Annotated in this window: 14 protein-coding genes; 2 read left to right on the top strand and 12 right to left on the bottom strand. The window is 72.4% G+C overall.

Going from position 1 to position 17,624, the window contains the following annotated elements; genetic code table 11:
• Nucleotides 1-80: 80 nt before the first annotated feature.
• Nucleotides 81-1,643 (bottom strand): carbohydrate-binding protein, encoded by a 1,563-nt coding sequence (locus ABFX81_RS09230; RefSeq protein WP_086855404.1) that lies wholly within the window; start codon nucleotides 1,641-1,643, stop codon nucleotides 81-83.
• A 167-nt stretch (nucleotides 1,644-1,810) separates the two neighbouring features.
• On the opposite strand from ABFX81_RS09230, the gene ABFX81_RS09225 reads away from it, so the two are divergent.
• Together ABFX81_RS09225 and ABFX81_RS09220 are read left to right on the top strand one after the other, a co-directional pair.
• Nucleotides 1,811-2,830 carry a cytochrome c oxidase assembly protein gene (locus ABFX81_RS09225; protein WP_086855403.1) on the top strand — a complete coding sequence of 340 codons (1,020 nt, stop codon included), beginning with the start codon at nucleotides 1,811-1,813 and terminating at the stop codon, nucleotides 2,828-2,830.
• Nucleotides 2,817-3,563, top strand: a complete 747-nt coding sequence (locus tag ABFX81_RS09220; RefSeq protein ID WP_086855402.1) for a methyltransferase domain-containing protein — start codon at nucleotides 2,817-2,819, stop codon at nucleotides 3,561-3,563. Before ABFX81_RS09225 ends, ABFX81_RS09220 begins: the two co-directional genes overlap by 14 nt.
• Here ABFX81_RS09220 and ABFX81_RS09215 read toward each other — a convergent pair.
• From ABFX81_RS09215 to ABFX81_RS09165, 11 genes are all read right to left on the bottom strand, one after another.
• A complete protein-coding gene (locus ABFX81_RS09215) occupies nucleotides 3,536-4,063 on the bottom strand; it encodes a hypothetical protein (RefSeq protein ID WP_346137898.1) in 528 nt (175 codons plus the stop codon). The two genes, ABFX81_RS09220 and ABFX81_RS09215, sit on opposite strands and share 28 nt — an antisense overlap.
• Nucleotides 4,047-4,538, bottom strand: a complete 492-nt coding sequence (locus ABFX81_RS09210; RefSeq protein WP_059420328.1) for an RNA polymerase sigma factor — start codon at nucleotides 4,536-4,538, stop codon at nucleotides 4,047-4,049. Before ABFX81_RS09210 ends, ABFX81_RS09215 begins: the two co-directional genes overlap by 17 nt.
• A complete protein-coding gene (locus ABFX81_RS09205; RefSeq protein ID WP_086855432.1) occupies nucleotides 4,535-5,176 on the bottom strand; it encodes a class F sortase in 642 nt (213 codons plus the stop codon). The genes ABFX81_RS09210 and ABFX81_RS09205 overlap by 4 nt, the downstream gene beginning before the upstream one ends.
• On the bottom strand, nucleotides 5,173-5,622 hold the full coding sequence (locus ABFX81_RS09200) for a sortase-dependent protein (protein WP_346137897.1): 450 nt from the start codon (nucleotides 5,620-5,622) through the stop codon (nucleotides 5,173-5,175). Before ABFX81_RS09200 ends, ABFX81_RS09205 begins: the two co-directional genes overlap by 4 nt.
• A 135-nt stretch (nucleotides 5,623-5,757) precedes the next feature.
• Nucleotides 5,758-8,859: a hypothetical protein gene (locus ABFX81_RS09195; RefSeq protein WP_346137896.1), complete on the bottom strand. Its 3,102-nt coding sequence runs from the start codon at nucleotides 8,857-8,859 to the stop codon at nucleotides 5,758-5,760.
• Nucleotides 8,860-8,947: 88 nt separating this feature from the next.
• The gene (locus ABFX81_RS09190) at nucleotides 8,948-9,070 is read right to left on the bottom strand and encodes a hypothetical protein (protein ID WP_346137895.1); all 123 of its coding nucleotides are present in this window, start codon (nucleotides 9,068-9,070) and stop codon (nucleotides 8,948-8,950) included.
• Between the two features lie 627 nt (nucleotides 9,071-9,697).
• The gene (locus tag ABFX81_RS09185; protein ID WP_346137894.1) at nucleotides 9,698-10,354 is read right to left on the bottom strand and encodes a response regulator; all 657 of its coding nucleotides are present in this window, start codon (nucleotides 10,352-10,354) and stop codon (nucleotides 9,698-9,700) included.
• Nucleotides 10,351-11,541, bottom strand: a complete 1,191-nt coding sequence (locus ABFX81_RS09180; protein ID WP_346137893.1) for a sensor histidine kinase — start codon at nucleotides 11,539-11,541, stop codon at nucleotides 10,351-10,353. Before ABFX81_RS09180 ends, ABFX81_RS09185 begins: the two co-directional genes overlap by 4 nt.
• Before the next feature lie 5 nt (nucleotides 11,542-11,546).
• Nucleotides 11,547-13,751: an MMPL family transporter gene (locus ABFX81_RS09175; RefSeq protein WP_346137892.1), complete on the bottom strand. Its 2,205-nt coding sequence runs from the start codon at nucleotides 13,749-13,751 to the stop codon at nucleotides 11,547-11,549.
• 110 nt (nucleotides 13,752-13,861) lie between these two features.
• The gene (locus ABFX81_RS09170) at nucleotides 13,862-15,844 is read right to left on the bottom strand and encodes a glycoside hydrolase family 97 N-terminal domain-containing protein (RefSeq protein WP_086842552.1); all 1,983 of its coding nucleotides are present in this window, start codon (nucleotides 15,842-15,844) and stop codon (nucleotides 13,862-13,864) included.
• 193 nt (nucleotides 15,845-16,037) lie between these two features.
• On the bottom strand, nucleotides 16,038-17,573 hold the full coding sequence (locus tag ABFX81_RS09165) for an alpha/beta hydrolase (RefSeq protein WP_428837159.1): 1,536 nt from the start codon (nucleotides 17,571-17,573) through the stop codon (nucleotides 16,038-16,040).
• Nucleotides 17,574-17,624 lie beyond the last annotated feature (51 nt).

Raw genomic sequence — 17,624 nt, 5'->3', positions numbered from 1 at the left:
CGTGACCTGATCACGTCGCCGTCCTCACCGCGGTGTCAGAGGAAGCAGTGCGGAATGCCGGTGCATGCCATACGGCCAGGCTACCGTCCGCCCCCGAACGTCACGACGAGCCGCCCGTCCGAGGCGAAGGACCAGCGCAGGGCCCCGGCGTAGGAGGAGCAGCGGGAGCCGTTCGAGCCGGACCAGAACTGGTTCGAGCCGTCGGAGTCGCCGATGACCCGGTCGTTCGACCCGCTGTCGCACGAGGTGTTGTTCCGGAACACCGACGTGCTGCCCGAGTCGAAGTTGAAGTTGCGCTGCTCGTTGCCGACGCTCACGTTGTCCGAGACCTGCATCGCGCCGGTGTTCCTGTTGTAGGTGAACCCGTGCTTGCCGTTCTGGTAGGCGATGCTGCGCCGGACGATGTGGTTGACGCCGATGTCCTCGCCGCCGAGCTTGTAGCCGTTGCGGTCGCCGTTGCCGGCCTGGGAGCCGTCGCTGAGCGTGCCGTTGTCGTAGGCGAGGGAGTCCTCGATGGTCACCGCTCCGATGGGGCCGGTGTCCGTCTTGGTGTAGAGGTCGTAGCCGTCGTCGATGTTGTTGTGGGCCACGGTGTAGCGGAAGACGTTGCCGGGGCCGACGGTGAGCTTCGGGGCGAAGCCGTCGGCGTCCTCGCCGTCGGAGTCGACGTTGTCGTGCGATTCCGCGCTCAGGATGAGGTTGTGGGACGGCCACTGGTCCTTGGGCGTGCTGGAGAGCGCCCGCGAGAGCTGGAGCCCCGAGTCGCGGTTGAAGCGGGTCACCGTGCGCTCGATGACGTTGTTGCTGCCGCCGACGAAGATGCCGTTGTCACCGGCCCGTTCGACGACGAGGCCCCTGACGTGCCAGTACGACGCGTTGACGGCGAGGCCGCGGTTGGCCGGGTCCTCGCTCTGGGCGGAGAAGTCCAGCACGGGCGTCTCGCCCGGGTAGGCGAAGAGTTCCGTGCGGTCGCCGGAGGTGCCGTTCCGGCCCGCCGGGATGGTGACCGTCTGGGAGTGGCGGTAGGTCCCGCCGCGTACGTAGATCGTGCCGCCGGCGGAGATGCGGCTGATCGCGGAGGTGAGGGTCGTGGGGTTCGCCTCCGTGCCCGCCGCGCTGTCGGTGCCGCCCGGCGACACGTAGAGGACCGGGCCGGTGGGCTGGGGGTTGCTGTCGCCCGTCTCGACGTCGAGGTAGTCGATGTTGGGCAGGCCGCCGGAGGTCGTCGGGGCCAGCCGGACGGTGTTGCTGCCCGACCGCAGCGGCACGGTGAGCGTCTTGGTCGCCCAGGTGTTCCAGGCGCCGGTGCCCTCGAAGGACGCCGTGCCGGCCGTCGTGCCGTTGACCACGATGTTCGCGGTGCGCGCGGCGGTCGTGCCGTTGGCGAAGCGGACCTTCAGGGTCGCCGTGCCGGCGGCGGGCGCGGTGACGGTGAACTGGGCGTAGCCGCCGGTTCCGTTGTCGCCGTTGCAGAAGCCGCTGCCGGAGTATCCGGCCCAGTTCGATTCGATGGCGCCGGCGCAGACGGCCGGCGACGTCTCGGCCTCGTACCGGGTGGTCGCCGCCTGTGCCGTGGTCCCGGACAGCGCGACGAGGCTGCCGGCCAGGAGGCCGACGGACGCGATCACTGGTCTCAGGTGCATCTTCGTCTCCAGGGTGAGAGCGGACGCATGGGGCTGGCTGGAGTAAGCGCTTTCTGGGAACGTAGGAGCTTGCCGTGGACGCGTCAATAGACATGTACATGATTCTCATTCATGGTCATGAACATCCGGCCGCCCGACCTCTTAACTTCGACGGCTACCGTCCGCCCGTGAGCGAACTGTCGGCTGTGTACCTGCCGGAGCTGACCGCCGGGCGGCTGCTCGGCTCCTGGCGGCCGGACGTTCCCGCGCTGCTGCTCGTCGTCGCCTTGGGCGGGCTCTACGGCTGGGGTGTCGCACGTGTCCGCGGCCGGGGCGGCTCCTGGCCGCTAGCTCGCCTCGCCGCGTTCGCCGGACTCGGGCTGGGCACGATCGTCGTGGCCACGATGTCCGGGCTGGCCGTCTACGACCGTGAACTGTTCTGGCCCGCCGCCGTGCAGAACGTCACCCTCGACCTGCTCGCGCCACTGGGTCTCGCCCTCGGCGACCCGCTGCGGCTGGCGGTCGAGGCCCTGCCGGAGGGCGGTGCGGGCCGGCTGCGGCGGGTCATGAGCGGCCGGCTGGTCAGGACCCTGACGTTCCCCCTCGTCAGCACGGTGCTGGTGCCGGCCACGGAACTGACCGTCTACTTCACGCCGTACTTCGCCACCGCGCTGCGCGTGGGCTGGCTGCACGAGCTGATGTATCTCCATCTGCTGGCGGCCGGCTGCCTGTTCGTCCTGCCGGTGCTCACCCGCGAACAGACCCTGCCCGCCTGGTGCACCCACCCCGTCCGGGCGGCCCTGGTCTTCCTCGACGGCATCGTCGACGCCCTCCCCGGGCTGGTCGTCATGACGCACGGCACCCTGATCGCGGGCGCCTGGTACCTGCACCACGCGCCGCCCTGGTCTCCCGACGTCCACCACGACCAGCAGATCGGCGGCGGCGCCATGCTCGGCGTCGCCGAACTGGCCGCCCTGCCCTTCCTGCTGGCGATCCTCGCGCAGTGGGTCCGCGCCGAGCGCGCCCAGACGGCGGCACTGGACCGCCTGCTCGACGCCGAACTCGCCCCCGCCACACCCGAGTCCGAGCCGGGCCCGGCTCCCGGACTGGTGCGGCCCTGGTGGGAGACCGAGCAGAGCGAGGTGGCGGAAAGGGTGCGACGGCAGGGGCGCGACGCCGGGCAGGCTGACCCGTATGGCGACCTATGACATCCTCGGCGCGACCTACGCCCGGACACGGCGGCCCGACCCGCGGATCGCCGCGCGGATCCACGCCGCGCTCGGCGACGACATCGCGGACGTCCTCGATGTCGGAGCGGGCACCGGCTCCTACGAACCACCGGAGACGGTCCTCGCGGTCGAACCCAGCCGGGTCATGCTGGACCAGCGGCCGCCGGGATCCGCACCCGGTGTGCAGGCCGTCGCCGAACGCCTGCCGCTGCGGGACGACGCCGTCGACGCCGTGACGGCGGTGCTGACCGTCCACCACTGGTCCGACCTCGAGGCCGGGGTGAGGGAACTGCGCCGGGTGGCCCGCCGCCGCGTCGTCGTCCTGACCTGGGACCAGGACGTCTTCCGTGACCGGTTCTGGCTGGTACGGGAGTACCTCCCCGAGGCGGCCGCGTTCGACGACACCCGCGCCGTCCCCGCCGGCCGGCTGGCCGCCCTGCTCGGCGGCGCACGGCAGGAGACGGTCCCCGTCCCCCACGACTGCACGGACGGATTCGCCGCCGCGTACTGGCGCCGCCCCCACGCCTACCTCGACCCGCGGGTGCGTGCCGGGATCTCCCTGCTCGCCCAGACCGGCGAGGACGTCATCGCCCCCGGTCTGGCCCGGCTCGCGGACGACCTGGCGAGCGGCCGCTGGCACACCCGGCACGCCGGGCTGCTCGCGCTCGACGCCGTCGACGTGGGCTACCGGCCGCTGGTGGCCGACCTCTGATCCGTGCCCGGCTGGGTCGCCGAGGGGACCGGCCGTGCCGGGGTCGGTGCGGCCGACGGGGTGCGGGGCACGGCCGTCGGGCCTGTCGCGTCCCCCGGCCCGTCCGGGCGGGGACGGGTCGTGGCGGGCGCCGGCGCCTCGGACGGAGAGGCCGCTGAAGGCGTCGGTGAAGGGGAAGCCGCCGACGGACGGGGAGTCGGTGCCGGTGTCGGAGGCGCCGTGCTCGCGGGGGGCGGGGCCATCGGGACCGTCGGGGAACGGGCGGGCTCAGGAGCTGTGAGGCGCAGGGGGAGGGCGATGAGGGCGGCCGCCGCGCAGCACAGGCCCGCTCCGGCCGCGGCGCGCAGCACGCGGCGGCGGGTCGCCCTGCGGCGGACCACCTCGTACTGGCCGGGCGGGGCGCTCAGGTAGTCGGGGGAGGAGGGCCGCAGGATCACGGCGAGCGGGTCGTCGGCGCCGGACTCCCGGTCGTCCGGATCGTCGTCAAGACGTGTGGTCAAGGCTTCTCCTCAGGTGGACGCGGAGCAGTTCCCGGGCCGCGTGCAGGTCGGCCTTGACGGTTCCTTCCTTGCGCCCGGTCAGCACGGACACCTCCCGGATCGGCATGTCAGCGTAGTAGTGGAGGAGGATCGGGACGCGGAGTCGTTCCGGGAGCGACTGCACGAGCAGGCGCACCGACGGGTCGGCCTGCTCGGGGTGGGGCCGTACGGCCGCCTCCGAGGTGACGCGGTGCATGGCCCTGCGCTCGCGCTCCAGTTTGCGCCAGTGGTCCCGGACGAGGTTGGCCGCGGTGACGTAGAGGAACCCGCGGGGTTCCGCCACGGACGTCCACCGGGCCCAGAGCCGGGTGAACGCCTCCGAGGCGATCTCGTGGGCCGTCTCGTCGTCGTCGACGAGACGGCGGCACCAGCCGGCCAGGCGCGGGTAGAGGGCGGCGAACAACTCGGACGCGGCCTTCTCACGGGACCGTTTCAACGCTCTCCAGGTGTGGGGGACTCGGCGCCGCTCAGCGCCGCGAACACGATCACGTTGTCCGTGTATCCGTCGCCGGTACGCGCTCCGCCGCACGTGATCAGCCGCAGCTCCGGGCGGTCCACGTTCCCGTAGACGTCGTCCACCGGGAAGCGGGTTCTGGGGACGGTCCGTACCGCCGTGACGGCGAACTCCGCCACCGTGCCGTTCTCCAGGTGCGCCACGATCCGGTCGCCGCGGCGCAGCCGGGTGAGGTGACGGAAGACGCCGTCGCCGTACGTGCCGACCGAGACGTGCCCGAGGATCACCGACGGGCCGGTCTGGCCCGGGGTCGGCGAGTGCCGGTACCAGCCCGCCCGGTCGTCCGCCGTGACCGGCGGCACCCGCACCGTGCCGTCCGGGGCCAGGCCCAGCCGGATGACCGGGGTGTCGACACCGATGGCCGGGACCAGCAGCCGGACCGGGACCGAACGGGCCAGGGGGCGCGCCCCCTCGGCCGGGACCGGCCGAGGGGAAGACCGAGGCTGTGGTGCGGCGGTTCCGGACTCCGGCGTCGTGCGATCCGTACCCTGGCCTCCGCACGCCGCGAGCAGCGACGCCAGCGCCGCCGTCGTGAACGCGCGCCTGGAGAACGGGGTCATGCCCCGGTCGCCCGGCGACGCCGCACGACGAGGACCGTACCGCCGCCCACGGCCAGCACCGCGGCGGCGCCCGCACCGACCGCCGTACCGCCGAAGCCGGAGCCGGAGGCCGAAGACGCCGACGTCACACCGGTGTCGGGCGCGCCGCTCGGTACGACGGAGACCTGGTCCTCGGCCGGTGCCCGGGTCGGCTCGGCGCTCGGCACCGGCGTGGCGTCGGCCGGTGCCCGGGTCGGCTCGGCGCTCGGCACCGGCGTGGCGTCGGCCGGTGCGCGGGTCGGCTCGGCACCGGCCGTCGGTTCGGCGCTCTCCGCCGGCCCGGGGGTGGGCGCGGCGGCCGTCGGGGCCGGGCTCGGGGTCGTCGCCTCGCTCGCGAACGCGGGCCCGGTGCCCAGGAGTACGGCGGTGCCCGCGAGGGCCAGGGCGGTGAGGACGGTTCGGCGCATGGGAACGCTCTCCTTCGTCGGTCCCGCCCGGTGAAGGGCGGGGTGGGTGACGGGTCGTGCGGAGAGACGAGGCGGCCGGGGGGCGGGTTGTAAAGAGATGGCAAAGTCCGGATCGGCTTCAGGCCCGTGAACCGGTCACAGAACCTGACACCTGAGCCCGGACGTCGGCCTCCCGGACGACTCGAAGTGCCAGGGGCCGGACAGGTCGCCGTCCGCGGTGAGGCCGTAGCGCGGGAGGTCCTCCCAACGTGGGTCCGTCTGGGCGCGTAACTCCGCGAGGTGGGTCAGCGCGCCGCCGTAGCCCGCGTCGACGGCGGCTCTGTGGAGGCGGTCGGCGTCGGTCGGCAGGCCCTTCTCGGCGCACATGCACGCCAGGTCGCACAGTGCCACCACGTGCCCGGCGCAGGCCGCGGCCCGGGCGTATTCCTCCGCCGCGTCGTGATCGCCGGCCTGGTGCTTCAGCCGGGCCAGTTCCCGCAGCGCCTGTGTCTGTCCCTGGTCGGCCGCGTGCTGGTAGAGCCGCTCCGCCTCCGTCCTCCTGCCGTCCGACTCCCAGATCCGGGCGAGTTGGAGCACTACCTTGCCGCCTCCGGCCGTGGCGAGGCGTTCGGCCCCCGCGCTGTCACCGGTCTTCTCCCTGCGCAGGACGAACTCGTTGAGCACCCGGCTGTCACCGGAGCGGGCCGCCTGGAGGACGAGACTCTCGGCACCGTACTTGTCCCCGGCCTTCTCCCGAGACCGCGCCAGCAGGACGAGCGCCCCGGAATTGCCCGCACGGTACGCGGTGTGTGCCAGGCGCTCGGCGCCCTGGCGGTCGCTGGTCTGCTCGCGCAGCCACGACAGTTCGAGCAGCGCGAAGGTGCTGCCTCCGTCGGCGGCGGCGCATGCCATGCGTTCGGCTTCCTCACTGGCCCCCTCCTCCTCCTTCAGCAGAGCGAGGTGGGCCAGCGCGTCCGTACTGCCCCGCTCGGCCGCGCTGCGGTACAGCCGCAGGGCGGCCTGCCGGTCACCGGCCTTGTCCCGCAGCCGGCCCAGCTCGGTCAGGGCGAACATGCTGCCCCGGCTCACAGCCGTGCGCAGGAACTGCTCCGCCCCGTCGTGATCCCCCCACTTCTGCTTGAGGCGGGCGAGCTCGGTCAGGGCGAAGATGCTGCCGGAACCGGCGGCGAGGTCGAGAGCCCGCGCCGCGCCCTGCCGGTCCCTGGCCTGCCACCGCATGCCGGCCAGCCTGATGGCGGGACGCACCTTGCCACGCTCGGCCGCCGCCAGCACCAGACGCTCCGCCGCCGCACCGTCTCCCGCCTTCTCCCGCATCCCCGCCAGCTCGGACAGGGCGTACGTGCTGCCCGTCTGGTCCAGGGCCAGGAACGCGAGGGATTCCGCCCCCGCCCGGTCTCCCACCTCCTCCCTGGACCGGGCCAGTCCGGCGAATGTCCTGATCTTGCCCCTGGCCGCGGCGTTCCTCGTCAGCCGCTGCGCCCCCTCCTCGTCGCCGGCCTCCTGCCGGAGCCGGGCCAGCCGGGTCAGCGACGTGCTGTCGCCCTGGTTCGCGGCCTCATGGGCCAACTCCTCCGCCCTGCCCGGTTCGCCCTTGGTCTCGCGCAGCCGTACGAGCTCCCAGCGTGCCAGGTGATCGTCCCGCCACGCGGCCTCGTAGAACTGCTTCGCCGTGGTGGTGTCCCCGACACCCTCGGCGAGCCCGGCCAGTTCGGGCCGGACAGCGGTGTTTCCGGCCCGCAGGGCCCGCTCGTAGAGCGCCGCCGCGACCCGCAGGCGTCCCCTGCGCTGCGCGGCACGGGCCAGCTCGACGGTGTCGTCGGTGCCGAGGCTGTGACGGACCGCCGCGTTCCAGAAGGAGGCCGGCGGGCACACGAGCCGACGCTCGAGGCGGCCGTGCTGTTCGAGGTAGTCCGCCAGCCGGTACGCCCCGCCCGCGAGCACATCGCCGCGGGACGCGACGGGTGTCAGCGGTCCGGGCACCCCATGGCACGGCATCGCGCAGTACGCCAGGGCCCTGTCCAGCCAGCCGCTTGCGCGCAAGGCCAGCTCCTGGTCCTTCAGATAGCCCTCGGCGGCTTCGACGAGGAGATCATGGGGCAGTACGGGGCCGTGCCCGAGCCTGCGGTAGTCCATGGCGGCGTGGACCAGAGCCTGCTCCGCCGGCGGCGCGCACAGGTAACGCCGCATGAGTTCCGGGACGCCGGCGAGGAACTGCGTGATCTCCCCGTCTGCCGCTCCCGCCAGGGCGCTGGCGAGACGCGGGTCGTCGTGCGCCTTTCGGCGTGCCTGCCGCAGGTCGCTCTCCGAGAACGTCTTGGGCACGGCGATGCACCGGCCGAGATCGGTGAGGAGCTTGCGCTGCTGTTCGAAGCGGTCGTCGTCCGCCCCCGTGGCCGAGGGTGACGTCAGGGGCTCCCAGAATCGTGGCCAGACGGTGGCAAGGACCAGGATCGGGCCACGGCGCCGGTCGGTCAGGGCCGAGCGCAGGCCGGCGGCGATGCCCTCGGCGGTCTTCGTGTCCGGGGCGAGGAGGTAGTGCTGGGCCTCGTTCAGCCAGATCACCGTCTGCGGGCCCACCTCCCCGAGGTGCACGAGGGCGGCGTCCGGACGACTCGGATCGAACGGGTGCCATACGCGCCACCCCCGCGGCAGCCGTCGCAGCGCTTCCCAGCACGCACGGGTCTTCCCGGTCGAGGACTCACCGACCAGCGTGACGAGCAGGCTCTCACCTTCGATCGCCCGGTCGACGAGGGCGGCCAGCTCCGTGTCGTGATCCCTCCGGACGTAGGCGGGCAGCCTGGGCAGTGACCTCTCGCCCGGCACGCTGATCGCCCGGTGCACCTCCAGGGCGAACGGGTCGACGTCGGGCACGGGGATCCCCAACGGCTGGGCGAGATGAGCGGCGACCCACATCCGCCGGACCCGGGTCTCCACCTCGGCCGCGTCCCTGCCAGTCTCGCGGGCGAGCAGGAGGGCGACGGAGACGACGTCCTCCTGCCCGGTGGGGAGTTCCCTGGAGCCGATGATCCGGTGGACGGTGGCCTTCGAAGGGCTGCCCGGGAACACGTCGTCGTTCCCGATCTCGGCCGCCATACGGTGCGTCGGCGGCGCCCCGGCCTCCACGTAGAGCAGATAGATGTAGTCCTTCAAGTCCCGCAGCGGGGCCGGCGTCACGCCCAGGGGCTGCGGAATCCGCCGCTGGCTCCCTTGCCGCGAACCACTCGTGTGACCGGTCATCGAAGCATCCTTGCCTAGGAAAACCGCAGCCGCCCGGACAGTTCACGGATTCGGCTTCGGTGTGGAGCGTGCGCGCGAGCCGGACCGTTCAGGACAGCAACGCCCTGAGGGTCTCGCTGGTGGCCGCGCCGGCGACGGCGGAAACGAAACTGCCCAGAAGGATTCCCATCAGGGTCAGCCGCTCACGGCGGTTCAGCGGGCGTCGGGGCATGGCAGGTCTCCCGTCTCGGTAGGGCCGGCCGGCGAGTGACGGCCAAGACCTACTTTCGCGGACATGAAAGGGCCGTGGACGAGTTGAGACGAGAAGGCGACGACCACACGGCGCGACCGTGCACCGGTCTGCGTCCGCCCGGTGAAAGCGGTCGACTCCCTTGCCGCGAGGGGGAGATACCACCGGTGCCGCCGAGGGAGGATCGTGGTGGACACGAGTGGCGCAGGGGCGGGCGGAGGACCTGAAGCGCGGGTGGTGGCAGGCGCGGTGGTCGGTGTCGTCGCCGCGGAGGCCGAGGTGCGGCGACTCGGCGGCCCTATCCGCTTGCGGTCGCGTGGACCGCGGCCGATCCCTCGGTGAGCGGCTCCATCGCCGCTGTCGGGATCGGGCTGGGGGCCGGTCTGGCACGGGGCTGCCGGCCGGCCCGGCGTTCGACACCTTCGTGGCCACCGACGGATCACTGTGGTGGCGATTCGTCACCCTGCGGTTCCTTCTGGCCGGGCGGGGTCGCAGTCCGTGGCGCCTGGTGGGCTTCCCGGCGGACGCCCACCATCTCGCTCACCGCTACGCGGCCGCCCGGCGACGCTGAGTTCCGCACGGCCTTCCGTCCCGGAGGAACCTTCCGGGTCAAGCGCCCTCCGTGCCGGCAGGCCTGTGCAACAGCCCCCGTTCCATCGCCACCACCACCGCCCTCGTACGGTCGTTGACGTCGAGCTTGGCGAACAGCCGGAGCAGGTGCGTCTTCACCGTGGCCTCGGCGATGACGAGACGGCGGCCGATCTCGGCGTTGGTCAGGCCGTCCGCGACCGCGTTCAGGACGTCCGACTCCCGGGCGGTGAGCGGGATCTGGGCGGGCTGGCGCATGCGGGCGACCAGCCGTTCGGCCACCCGGGGCGCCAGCACCGTCTCACCGCGCGCCGCCGCGTGGATCGCGTCGGCCAGTTGCTCACGGGTGGTGTCCTTCAGGAGGTAGCCGATCGCCCCGGCCTCCACCGCGCGCTCGATCTCCGCGTCGGTGTCGTACGTCGTCAGGATCAGCACCCGGGTGCGGGGGAAGCGCCGCACGATCTCAGCCGTCGTGGCCACTCCGTCCAGCACCGGCATCCGCAGGTCGACCAGGGCGACATCGGGTTCGTGGCGCTCGACGAGCCCGAGGGCCGCGCGGCCGTCGCCCGCCTCGCCGACGATCTCGATGCCGGTCTCGGAGGCGAGGAGGGCCACCACTCCGGCCCGCATGACGGTGTGGTCGTCCACCACGACGACGCGGAGCGCTCCGCCGGTCACGACTGCACCCCCTGGGGAATCAGCGCCAGCACCCGCGTCCCGTCGCCCAGCGAACTCGTCACCGTCAGCCTCCCGCCCAGCTCCGCCAGCCGTTTGCGCATGCCGTCCAGGCCGAATCCCGACGACGACTCCACCACGAACCCGGTCCCGTCATCGGTGATTTCGAGCTCCACGCCGTACGGCTGCCGCGCCAGGACCACACCGACCGTCGAGGCGCGCGCGTGCTTGCGCACGTTGGCCAGGGACTCCTGGGTGCAGCGCAGCAGCGCGATGCGGGTCTGCTGGTCGCACTCCAGGTCCGCCAGGTCGGCGTCGACGGTGAGGCCGGTGTCCTCCGCGAAACGGTCCAGGGTCCGGCGGAGGGTCTGTGCCACCGAGCCGGCGGCCGCCTGGCCGGGGCGCTGGGGCGAGCCGACCAGTTCCCGGGCCTCGGCGAGGTTCTCCCGCGCCGTCGACTCGATCGACCGCAACTGCTGGGCGCTGCGCGCCGGGTCGGAGCCGAGGCCGGCCCGGGCCGCCTCGGCGAGCACGATGATCGAGGCGAACCCCTGTGCGAGGGTGTCGTGGATCTCCCGGGCCATCCGCTCCCGCTCGTCCGCCGCGCCCTGACGCGTGTGGGCCTCGGACAACTCGGCCTGGGTCGCTTCCAGTTCGGTGATCAGCCTCGCCCGTTCGGCGCTCTGCCCGACCACCGAATGCGCCCACAGCCCGATCAGCGCCCCCACGGCGACGACGAGCACGGTGGACACGAGCGTCTCGGTGAAGAACTCCACGGTCCAGCCGTCCTGCCGCAGCACCGTCGCGGCCAGAGTGGCGGCCGTGGCGAGCCCCAGGAACACCATCGAGGCCTTCGGCGTCCGTCCGAACATCCAGTAGTGCGGCAGCGTCACCATGAACAGCGCCGCGTAGTTGCCCCGCAGATACGCCAGCCCGCCGAGCGCGATCACCAGTACCGACAGATAGACGTGCGGCCGTACGACGGGATTGGCCGGGAAGCGGTCCAGGACCGCGTACGACAGCACCACGCCGCCCAGCAGGACCAGCGCCACGTACTTGCTCCCGCCGGGCCGGTCGATGGCGACGAGCCCGACGGCCATCACGGCGAACAGCAGCCAGCACACCGTGTTCCAGCGGCGCAGTGACGTGGCCCAGAGGGCGTCGGGTGTGGCCCCGGCGAGAGCGGTCATGCCGGTCAACGTACGTCGACCGCCGGGCGGGAGGGAGACCTTTTCTCCGGGGCGGCCGCAGCCCGGCGCCCCGGGCGGGAAGGCCACCAGCTCGCCTCGCCCAGCAGCAGCATCGCCGCCGGCAGCACCATCACCCGGACCACGAACGCGTCGATCAGCACGGCCGCCGCCAGGACGAAGCCCATCTGCTTCATCTCGATGATGTGCAGGAAGACGAAGCTCGTGAACACGGTCGTCATCACCACGGCCGCGCTGGTCACCACGCTCGCCGAGGAACGGATCCCGTCCAGCACGGCCTGCCGCGTGGGTACTCCGGCGAGTACCGCCTCCCGGATCCGGCTCACCACGAACACCTGGTAGTCCATCGAAAGACCGAAGAGGATCACGAAGAGGAACAGCGGCACGCGCGACCCGATCGACCCGGTGGACCGGAAGTCCAGCAGCCCCTCGGCCCACGTCCCCTGGAAGACCAGCACGAGCAGCCCGAGCGCCGCCGCGGCGGACAGCAGGTTCAGCCCGACGCCGAGCAGCCCGAGCACCACCGAACGGAAGGCGTACACGGTCATCGCGAACGTCACCAGCAGCAACGCGCCCAGTACCAGGGGCAGTTTGCCGTTCTGGTGGGCCGGATAGTCGGCGTAGCGGGCGACGTCGCCGGACACGCCGTACTCGGCGCCGGTGATGCGGCCGACGGTCGCGGGCAGCAAGTCGTCCCGGAGCCGGTCCAGGGATTCGTACGCCTCGTCGGAGTTGCCGAGGTGCGGCACCTTCAGTTCGAGGGTGCTGGTACGCCCGTCGGCGGAGGACCGGATGCGCGAGGCGTCGGTGAACAGCGGGTCGGCCGCGGCCCGCCTGGCCACCTCCCGCAGGGCGCCGCCGACCTCCGGTGACCGCGAGGCATCGGCACGCACGACGACCTGGTGGGTCACCCGCTGCTCCGGGAACGCCTCGTTGAGCCGGTCGTAGACCTGCATCGCGGGAATGTCGCGGGAGTGCGTGTCCCGGCTCATCTCCGTGATCTTCAGTCCGGCGAGCGGGACGACGAGGGCGAGGAGCGCGACGACCGAGACGCACAGGGTGGCGAGGGGATGCCGGGCGGCGGGCCGCAGCAGAGCGTTCCACACCCGGCCGCCGTTCGTGCCGCCTCGCACCCGCCGCGCCGGCTTTCCGCGTTCCGCCCGCCGCAGCGCCCGGCGTTCCGCCCGCCGCCCCAGCTTGACCAGCAGCGCGGGCAGGGCCGTCAGCGAACTGGCCACCGCGACCAGGACGACCACGATGGTGCCGGTCGCGAGGGAGGAGAAGATCACGTCGGAGGCCAGGTACAGCGTCGCCGTGGAGGCCACCACCGCGAGCCCGGAGACCACGACCGCCCGGCCCGAGGTCGCGGCGGCCAGCTCCACCAGCGCCTCGGAGGAGAGCCGCCCGCCGGAGCGGGCCCGCTCCTCCCGCTCGCGCTTGAGGTAGAAGAGCGTGTAGTCGACGCCCACCGCGAGGCCGATCATCAGGATGACGTTCGTGCCGACCCCGGCGTCGGGCGACAGGTGCGAGACGACCATGGACAGCCCGACCGCCGCCGCGATCGACGACAGCGCCAGCAGCAACGGCACCCCGGCCATGGTCACCGACCCGAACACCACCATCAGCGTGACCAGGGTGACGGGAAGGGTGATCGCTTCCGACAGCGCCAGGTCGTCACTGCGCTGCTGGTCGACCCCCTTGCTGACGGAGGGACTTCCGGTCTCCTCCAGCAGCAGCCCGGGGTGGCTCTTCTGCACCGCCGAGGTCTGCGCCACGAGCGCGTCGACCTTGTCCTTCGCGTCCCGCTCCTCGCCCTTCAGCGCGACCTCGACCATCAGGGTCTGTCTGTTCCCGGACAGCAACGGGTCGGCCACGCCCGCCACTTCGGGCAGTCGCCGCATGCGGTCGGTCAGGTCTTCAGCGGCGGCGCGGGCGGCACCCTCGTCGAGGGCGCCGCCCGAACGGGAGGAGATCAGCACCTGCTCGGCGGCCCTGCGCTCCAGATGCGCCTCGGCCGCCAGGGTCTCGGCGCGGCCGGCCTCGCCGACCCGGTAGTCCGCCGTCTTCGCACTGTTCGTGCCGACGGCACTGCCGGCCCCCAGACACAGCGCCACGAACACCAGCCAGCCGGCGATCGCCCGCCAGGGGTGCCGCGCACTCCAGCGCGCCACGCGCACAGATAATGAGTTCATGCCCGAAATGCTTGCCGAGCTGGGCAGTTGGCGGACAGAGGTACTCGGTTGAACCTGCCGTCCACCAGCCGGTGGACCCGGGCCCTGGGGAAAACCCCACCCGCCCGGGATCAGCTCGGCTTCAGGACGACCGCCTGTCCGCCCGCCGGCGCCATGGCCACGTCGAGCGTGTCGGCGGCGGTGACGGTCCGGGTGCTGACCACGACCGGGGTGCGGAACGGGCTGGTGCCCGGGGTGCCGTCGGCGTAGACCGTCGCCGTGTAGGCGCCGCTGCCGAGGAAGGACAGGGGCAGGGACAGGGTCCTGGAGGACTCGTCGGTCATCGCGCCCAGGTACCAGGTGGAGCCGTTGCGGCGGGCGACCGCGATGTACTCGCCGATCGAGCCGGCCAGGGTGCGGCTCTCGTCCCAGGTCACCGGCACGGCGTTGAACCACGGCAGGCCGGGCCAGTTGGCCGGGTTGGCGTACTTGGACGGCTTGTCGTACCAGAAGAGGAAGTTGAGGGGCTGGTAGTACACCGCGGCCATCGCCATCTGGTGGGCGTTGGTCGTCTTGTCGCGGGACTGGCCGTAGCAGATCGTGTAGTCCATCGGGCCGCCGATGTTGCGCGCGAACGGCAGGGTCACGTTGTGCGTGGCGGTCGGGAACTGCTCGTTGCCGCGTACGCCTTCCAGGCTGATCCAGTTCGGGTACGTCCGCTCGTAGCCGAACGGCCGGACGTCGTCGTGCATGTCGATCAGCAGTTCGTACTTGGCGGCCGCCTTCGCCCAGTCGATGATCTGGTTGGTCATGGTCTGCGTGCCGTCGTTGATGAAGCCGAGCTTGATGCCCTGCACGCCCCAGCTCTTGTAGAGGCCGAAGAGGGAGTCCGCGTCGGTCAGGGCGAGCCGGTTGACGTAGAGGAAGAGGCCGATGCCCTTGCTCGTGGCGTACGAGATGACCGACGGCAGGTCGATGGCGGCGATGGGCCTGGTCGCGTCCGGGGTGGTGAACTCCGGGCCGTACCAGCCGGCGTCGTACTCGATGTACTCGATGCCCCGGGCCACGGCGAAGTCGACGCCCGCCAGCCCGGCGGCGGTGGAGAGCTCGCAGCGGAAGACCTTGCCCGGCCTGATCCAGGACGTGTCGGGGAGGGCGTTCGGCGGCGCCAGGTTGAGCACCAGCTCGGCGTTGTCGACGAGTTCGGCGTGGGTGGCCCCGATCACCACCGCGCGCCACGGCGTGGCGAAGGGCGTGGCGACGGTGGAGGTCGTCTCCACCGGGCCGGTGCCGCGGGCGGTGTGCTCCATCAGGAAGGCGGCGAGGGTGTGGGGCTCGCCGGCCACGGAACCCAGCATCAGCCGCGGATAGTCGACGCGCGAGGACTCGCAGACGCAGGCGATGAGCCCGCCGGGGAGGGTGGCGGTGAGCGGAAGGTCGGTGAGCGGGCCGTTGTCGGTGCCGGCCGCGCCGGTGACCGGTATGGAGCCCGGGGCGACCGGCTCGTAGGCGTTCTCGTCGCGGGCGCTGTAGACGGTGGTGCCGTCGGGGAAGGCGAACGTCGTCAGCTCGTCGGCGACGGTGGCGGTGCCCTCGTCGAGGAGGAGGTAGCGCAGGGCGACGCCGGTCTTGTACGCGCGGACCTGGACGCCGAAGCGGATGCCCGACGCCCGGTCCTCCAGGTCCCAGCGCTGCTCCTGGTAGTGGTCGGTGACGGTGGCGTTGCGGCCGTAGACGGGGGTCCAGGTGGTGCGGTGGGTGCCGTACCGCTGCCCGATGACCCTGACGTCACCGCCGAGGACGCTGCCGTCGCCGAGCCTGAGGCCCAGGGCCGAGGAGCCGATCACCGTCCGGGCGTCGCGGCGGGCGGACCAGCGGAGCGTGCCGTCCACCAGGGACAGGGTGACGGAGGTGCCGCCCATGCGCGCGGTGACGCTCTCGGGGCGGCCCGACGGGTCGTCCGCAGCGCGGGCCGGGCCGGCCGCGGCGATCCCGGCCGCGGCCAGTCCGGCGGTGACGGCGGCGCCCTTGAGCACCACCCGGCGGGACGCGGCCGCCGGGTGACCGGCCGTTCCGTCCGCGGCGAGCTCTTGCCGTTCTCCCGAAGCTCTCATGGCGAGGGACCTTCCCCAGTGGTGGGCAGTAAGTGGTAGTAACCGTTTTCTGCGCGTGGCGAGTGCAGTTGTACGTGCCCACGCAAGGTGGGGTCAAGAGGGAGGAACCGCGGGAACCGCTTCGGGCATACGGGAACACCCCGGGCGCCGGGCCTGATGCGGCCCGGCACCCGGGGTGCCGTGGTGCGGTCGGTCAGCGCAGGGAGCCGAGGCGGTCCAGGCGCTCGTTCACACCGTTGCGGAGCTCGCCGAGGGTCGTGCCCGGCGGGGCCACCTTCGGCGTGGCGGACGGCGGCTGGGTCTCGTCCGCGCAGGTCGTGCCACGCGCCGGGACCTTCAGGTCCACCAGGTAGCCGGTGACGGCGTCCGTCGCGCAGGCGCTGCGCCCGAAGGCGGTGTGGCCCTCGGCCTTGAAGGTGAGCAGCCGGCCGTTGTCGAGCTGCCGGGACAGGGCCACCGCGTCCCGGTACGGGGTGTCCGGGTCGCCGGTCGTGCCGAGCACGAGGATCGGCGCGGAGCCCTTCGCCCGGAAGGAGCCGTCGTAGCGGCTGGGCTTCTCGCCGGTCCACTGGGCGCAGGTGGTGGCGTGCTGGTGGTCGTAGGTCGGCGGGCCGTACGCCATGGCCGGGCCCAGCAGCGGCGCCAGCTCGGCGTTCCTGGTGACCTGCCGCTTCAGCAGGGCCGGGTCACTCGGGTAGTCCTTGTCGACGCACTCGACGGCCACGTTCGGGTTGAGGAAGTCGTAGCTGGCCGGGGACGGCGGCCGCAGCAGGAACGAGGTGTTGTCGCGCTGCTGCGCCTTGCGCAGGGCCTGACCGAGAGACGGCCAGATGACCTTGCCCTCGTTGATGTTGAACATCAGGCGGTAGACGAGGGTGTAGCCGTTCGCCTGCCCGCCGTTCGCGGTCGGCACGGGATTGGCGTCCAGGTCGGCCTTGAGCTTCTCGAAGGCGCCCCGGGGGTCGCCGTCGCCGAACCCGCACGTGTCCTGGTCCGCCTTGCACCAGTCGAGGAAGCGGCTCATCGCGCCGTCCAGGGCCAGGTACTGGGGCCGGTCGTAGGCGTAGGGCCGGTTCGCGTAGTGCTCGGGGTCGTAGCCGCCGTCGAGCACGAGCGCACGCACCCGGTCGGGGAACATGGCGGCGTAGACGGTACCGATGTAACTGCCGAACGACCGCCCGTAGTACGTCAGCTGGTCCTCGCCGAGGGCCTGACGCAGCAGGTCGATGTCCCGGGCGACGTACTCGGTGCCCACGTACGGCGCCAGCTCGCCCGCGTTGTCCAGGCAGGCCTGGCCGAACTCGGCGGCCTGGCGCACGGCGGGCTCGTAGGCGTCCGGGCCGGGGACGCCCTTGGCCGCGGTGATGGCCCGGGTGTACGTCTGGTCGTCCCAGCACGTGACCGCTGAACTGCGTCCGACGCCGCGTACGTCGTACCCGAAGACGTCGAAGGAGTCGCGCATCGCGGCGGGCAGGCCGGCGTGGTTGTTGCGCACGAAGTCCACGCCGGAGTTGCCGGGCCCGCCGGGCTGGAGGAAGAGCGTGCCCTTCTTCTTGGCCTGGTCCGGGGCCTTCTTGCGGATGACCGCCAGCGTGATGGTCTTGCCCTGCGGGTCGCGGTAGTCCAACGGCACGTCGGCGTTCGCGCACTCGAAGCCGCCCTGGCAGTCGGACCAGGACAGGGACGGCACGGGCGGCTGCCCGTCGCTCCCGTCGGGCTCGGCGGCCATCACCTGGGCGGCGGTTCCGGCGAGGGCGAAGGAGACGGCGGCGGCGATGGC

The sequence above is a fragment of the Streptomyces coeruleofuscus genome (genome assembly GCF_039532725.1).
Classification (GTDB): Bacteria; Actinomycetota; Actinomycetes; order Streptomycetales; family Streptomycetaceae; genus Streptomyces; species Streptomyces coeruleofuscus.
Note: the sequence above shows the minus strand (reverse complement) of the source record. Positions and strands in the feature narration are given on the sequence as shown.

Bases quoted from the DNA above. Each gene is read 5' to 3' on its own strand.
- ABFX81_RS09230 (WP_086855404.1), bottom strand. From the start codon at position 1,643: ATGCACCTGAGACCAGTGATCGCGTCCGTCGGCCTCCTGGCCGGCAGC.
- ABFX81_RS09220 (WP_086855402.1), top strand. From the start codon at position 2,817: ATGGCGACCTATGACATCCTCGGCGCGACCTACGCCCGGACACGGCGG.
- ABFX81_RS09205 (WP_086855432.1), bottom strand. From the start codon at position 5,176: ATGACCCCGTTCTCCAGGCGCGCGTTCACGACGGCGGCGCTGGCGTCG.
- ABFX81_RS09200 (WP_346137897.1), bottom strand. From the start codon at position 5,622: ATGCGCCGAACCGTCCTCACCGCCCTGGCCCTCGCGGGCACCGCCGTA.
- ABFX81_RS09195 (WP_346137896.1), bottom strand. From the start codon at position 8,859: ATGACCGGTCACACGAGTGGTTCGCGGCAAGGGAGCCAGCGGCGGATT.
- ABFX81_RS09190 (WP_346137895.1), bottom strand. From the start codon at position 9,070: ATGCCCCGACGCCCGCTGAACCGCCGTGAGCGGCTGACCCTGATGGGA.
- ABFX81_RS09180 (WP_346137893.1), bottom strand. From the start codon at position 11,541: ATGACCGCTCTCGCCGGGGCCACACCCGACGCCCTCTGGGCCACGTCA.
- ABFX81_RS09175 (WP_346137892.1), bottom strand. From the start codon at position 13,751: ATGAACTCATTATCTGTGCGCGTGGCGCGCTGGAGTGCGCGGCACCCC.
- ABFX81_RS09170 (WP_086842552.1), bottom strand. From the start codon at position 15,844: ATGAGAGCTTCGGGAGAACGGCAAGAGCTCGCCGCGGACGGAACGGCC.
- ABFX81_RS09165 (WP_428837159.1), bottom strand. From the start codon at position 17,573: ATGGCCGCCGAGCCCGACGGGAGCGACGGGCAGCCGCCCGTGCCGTCC.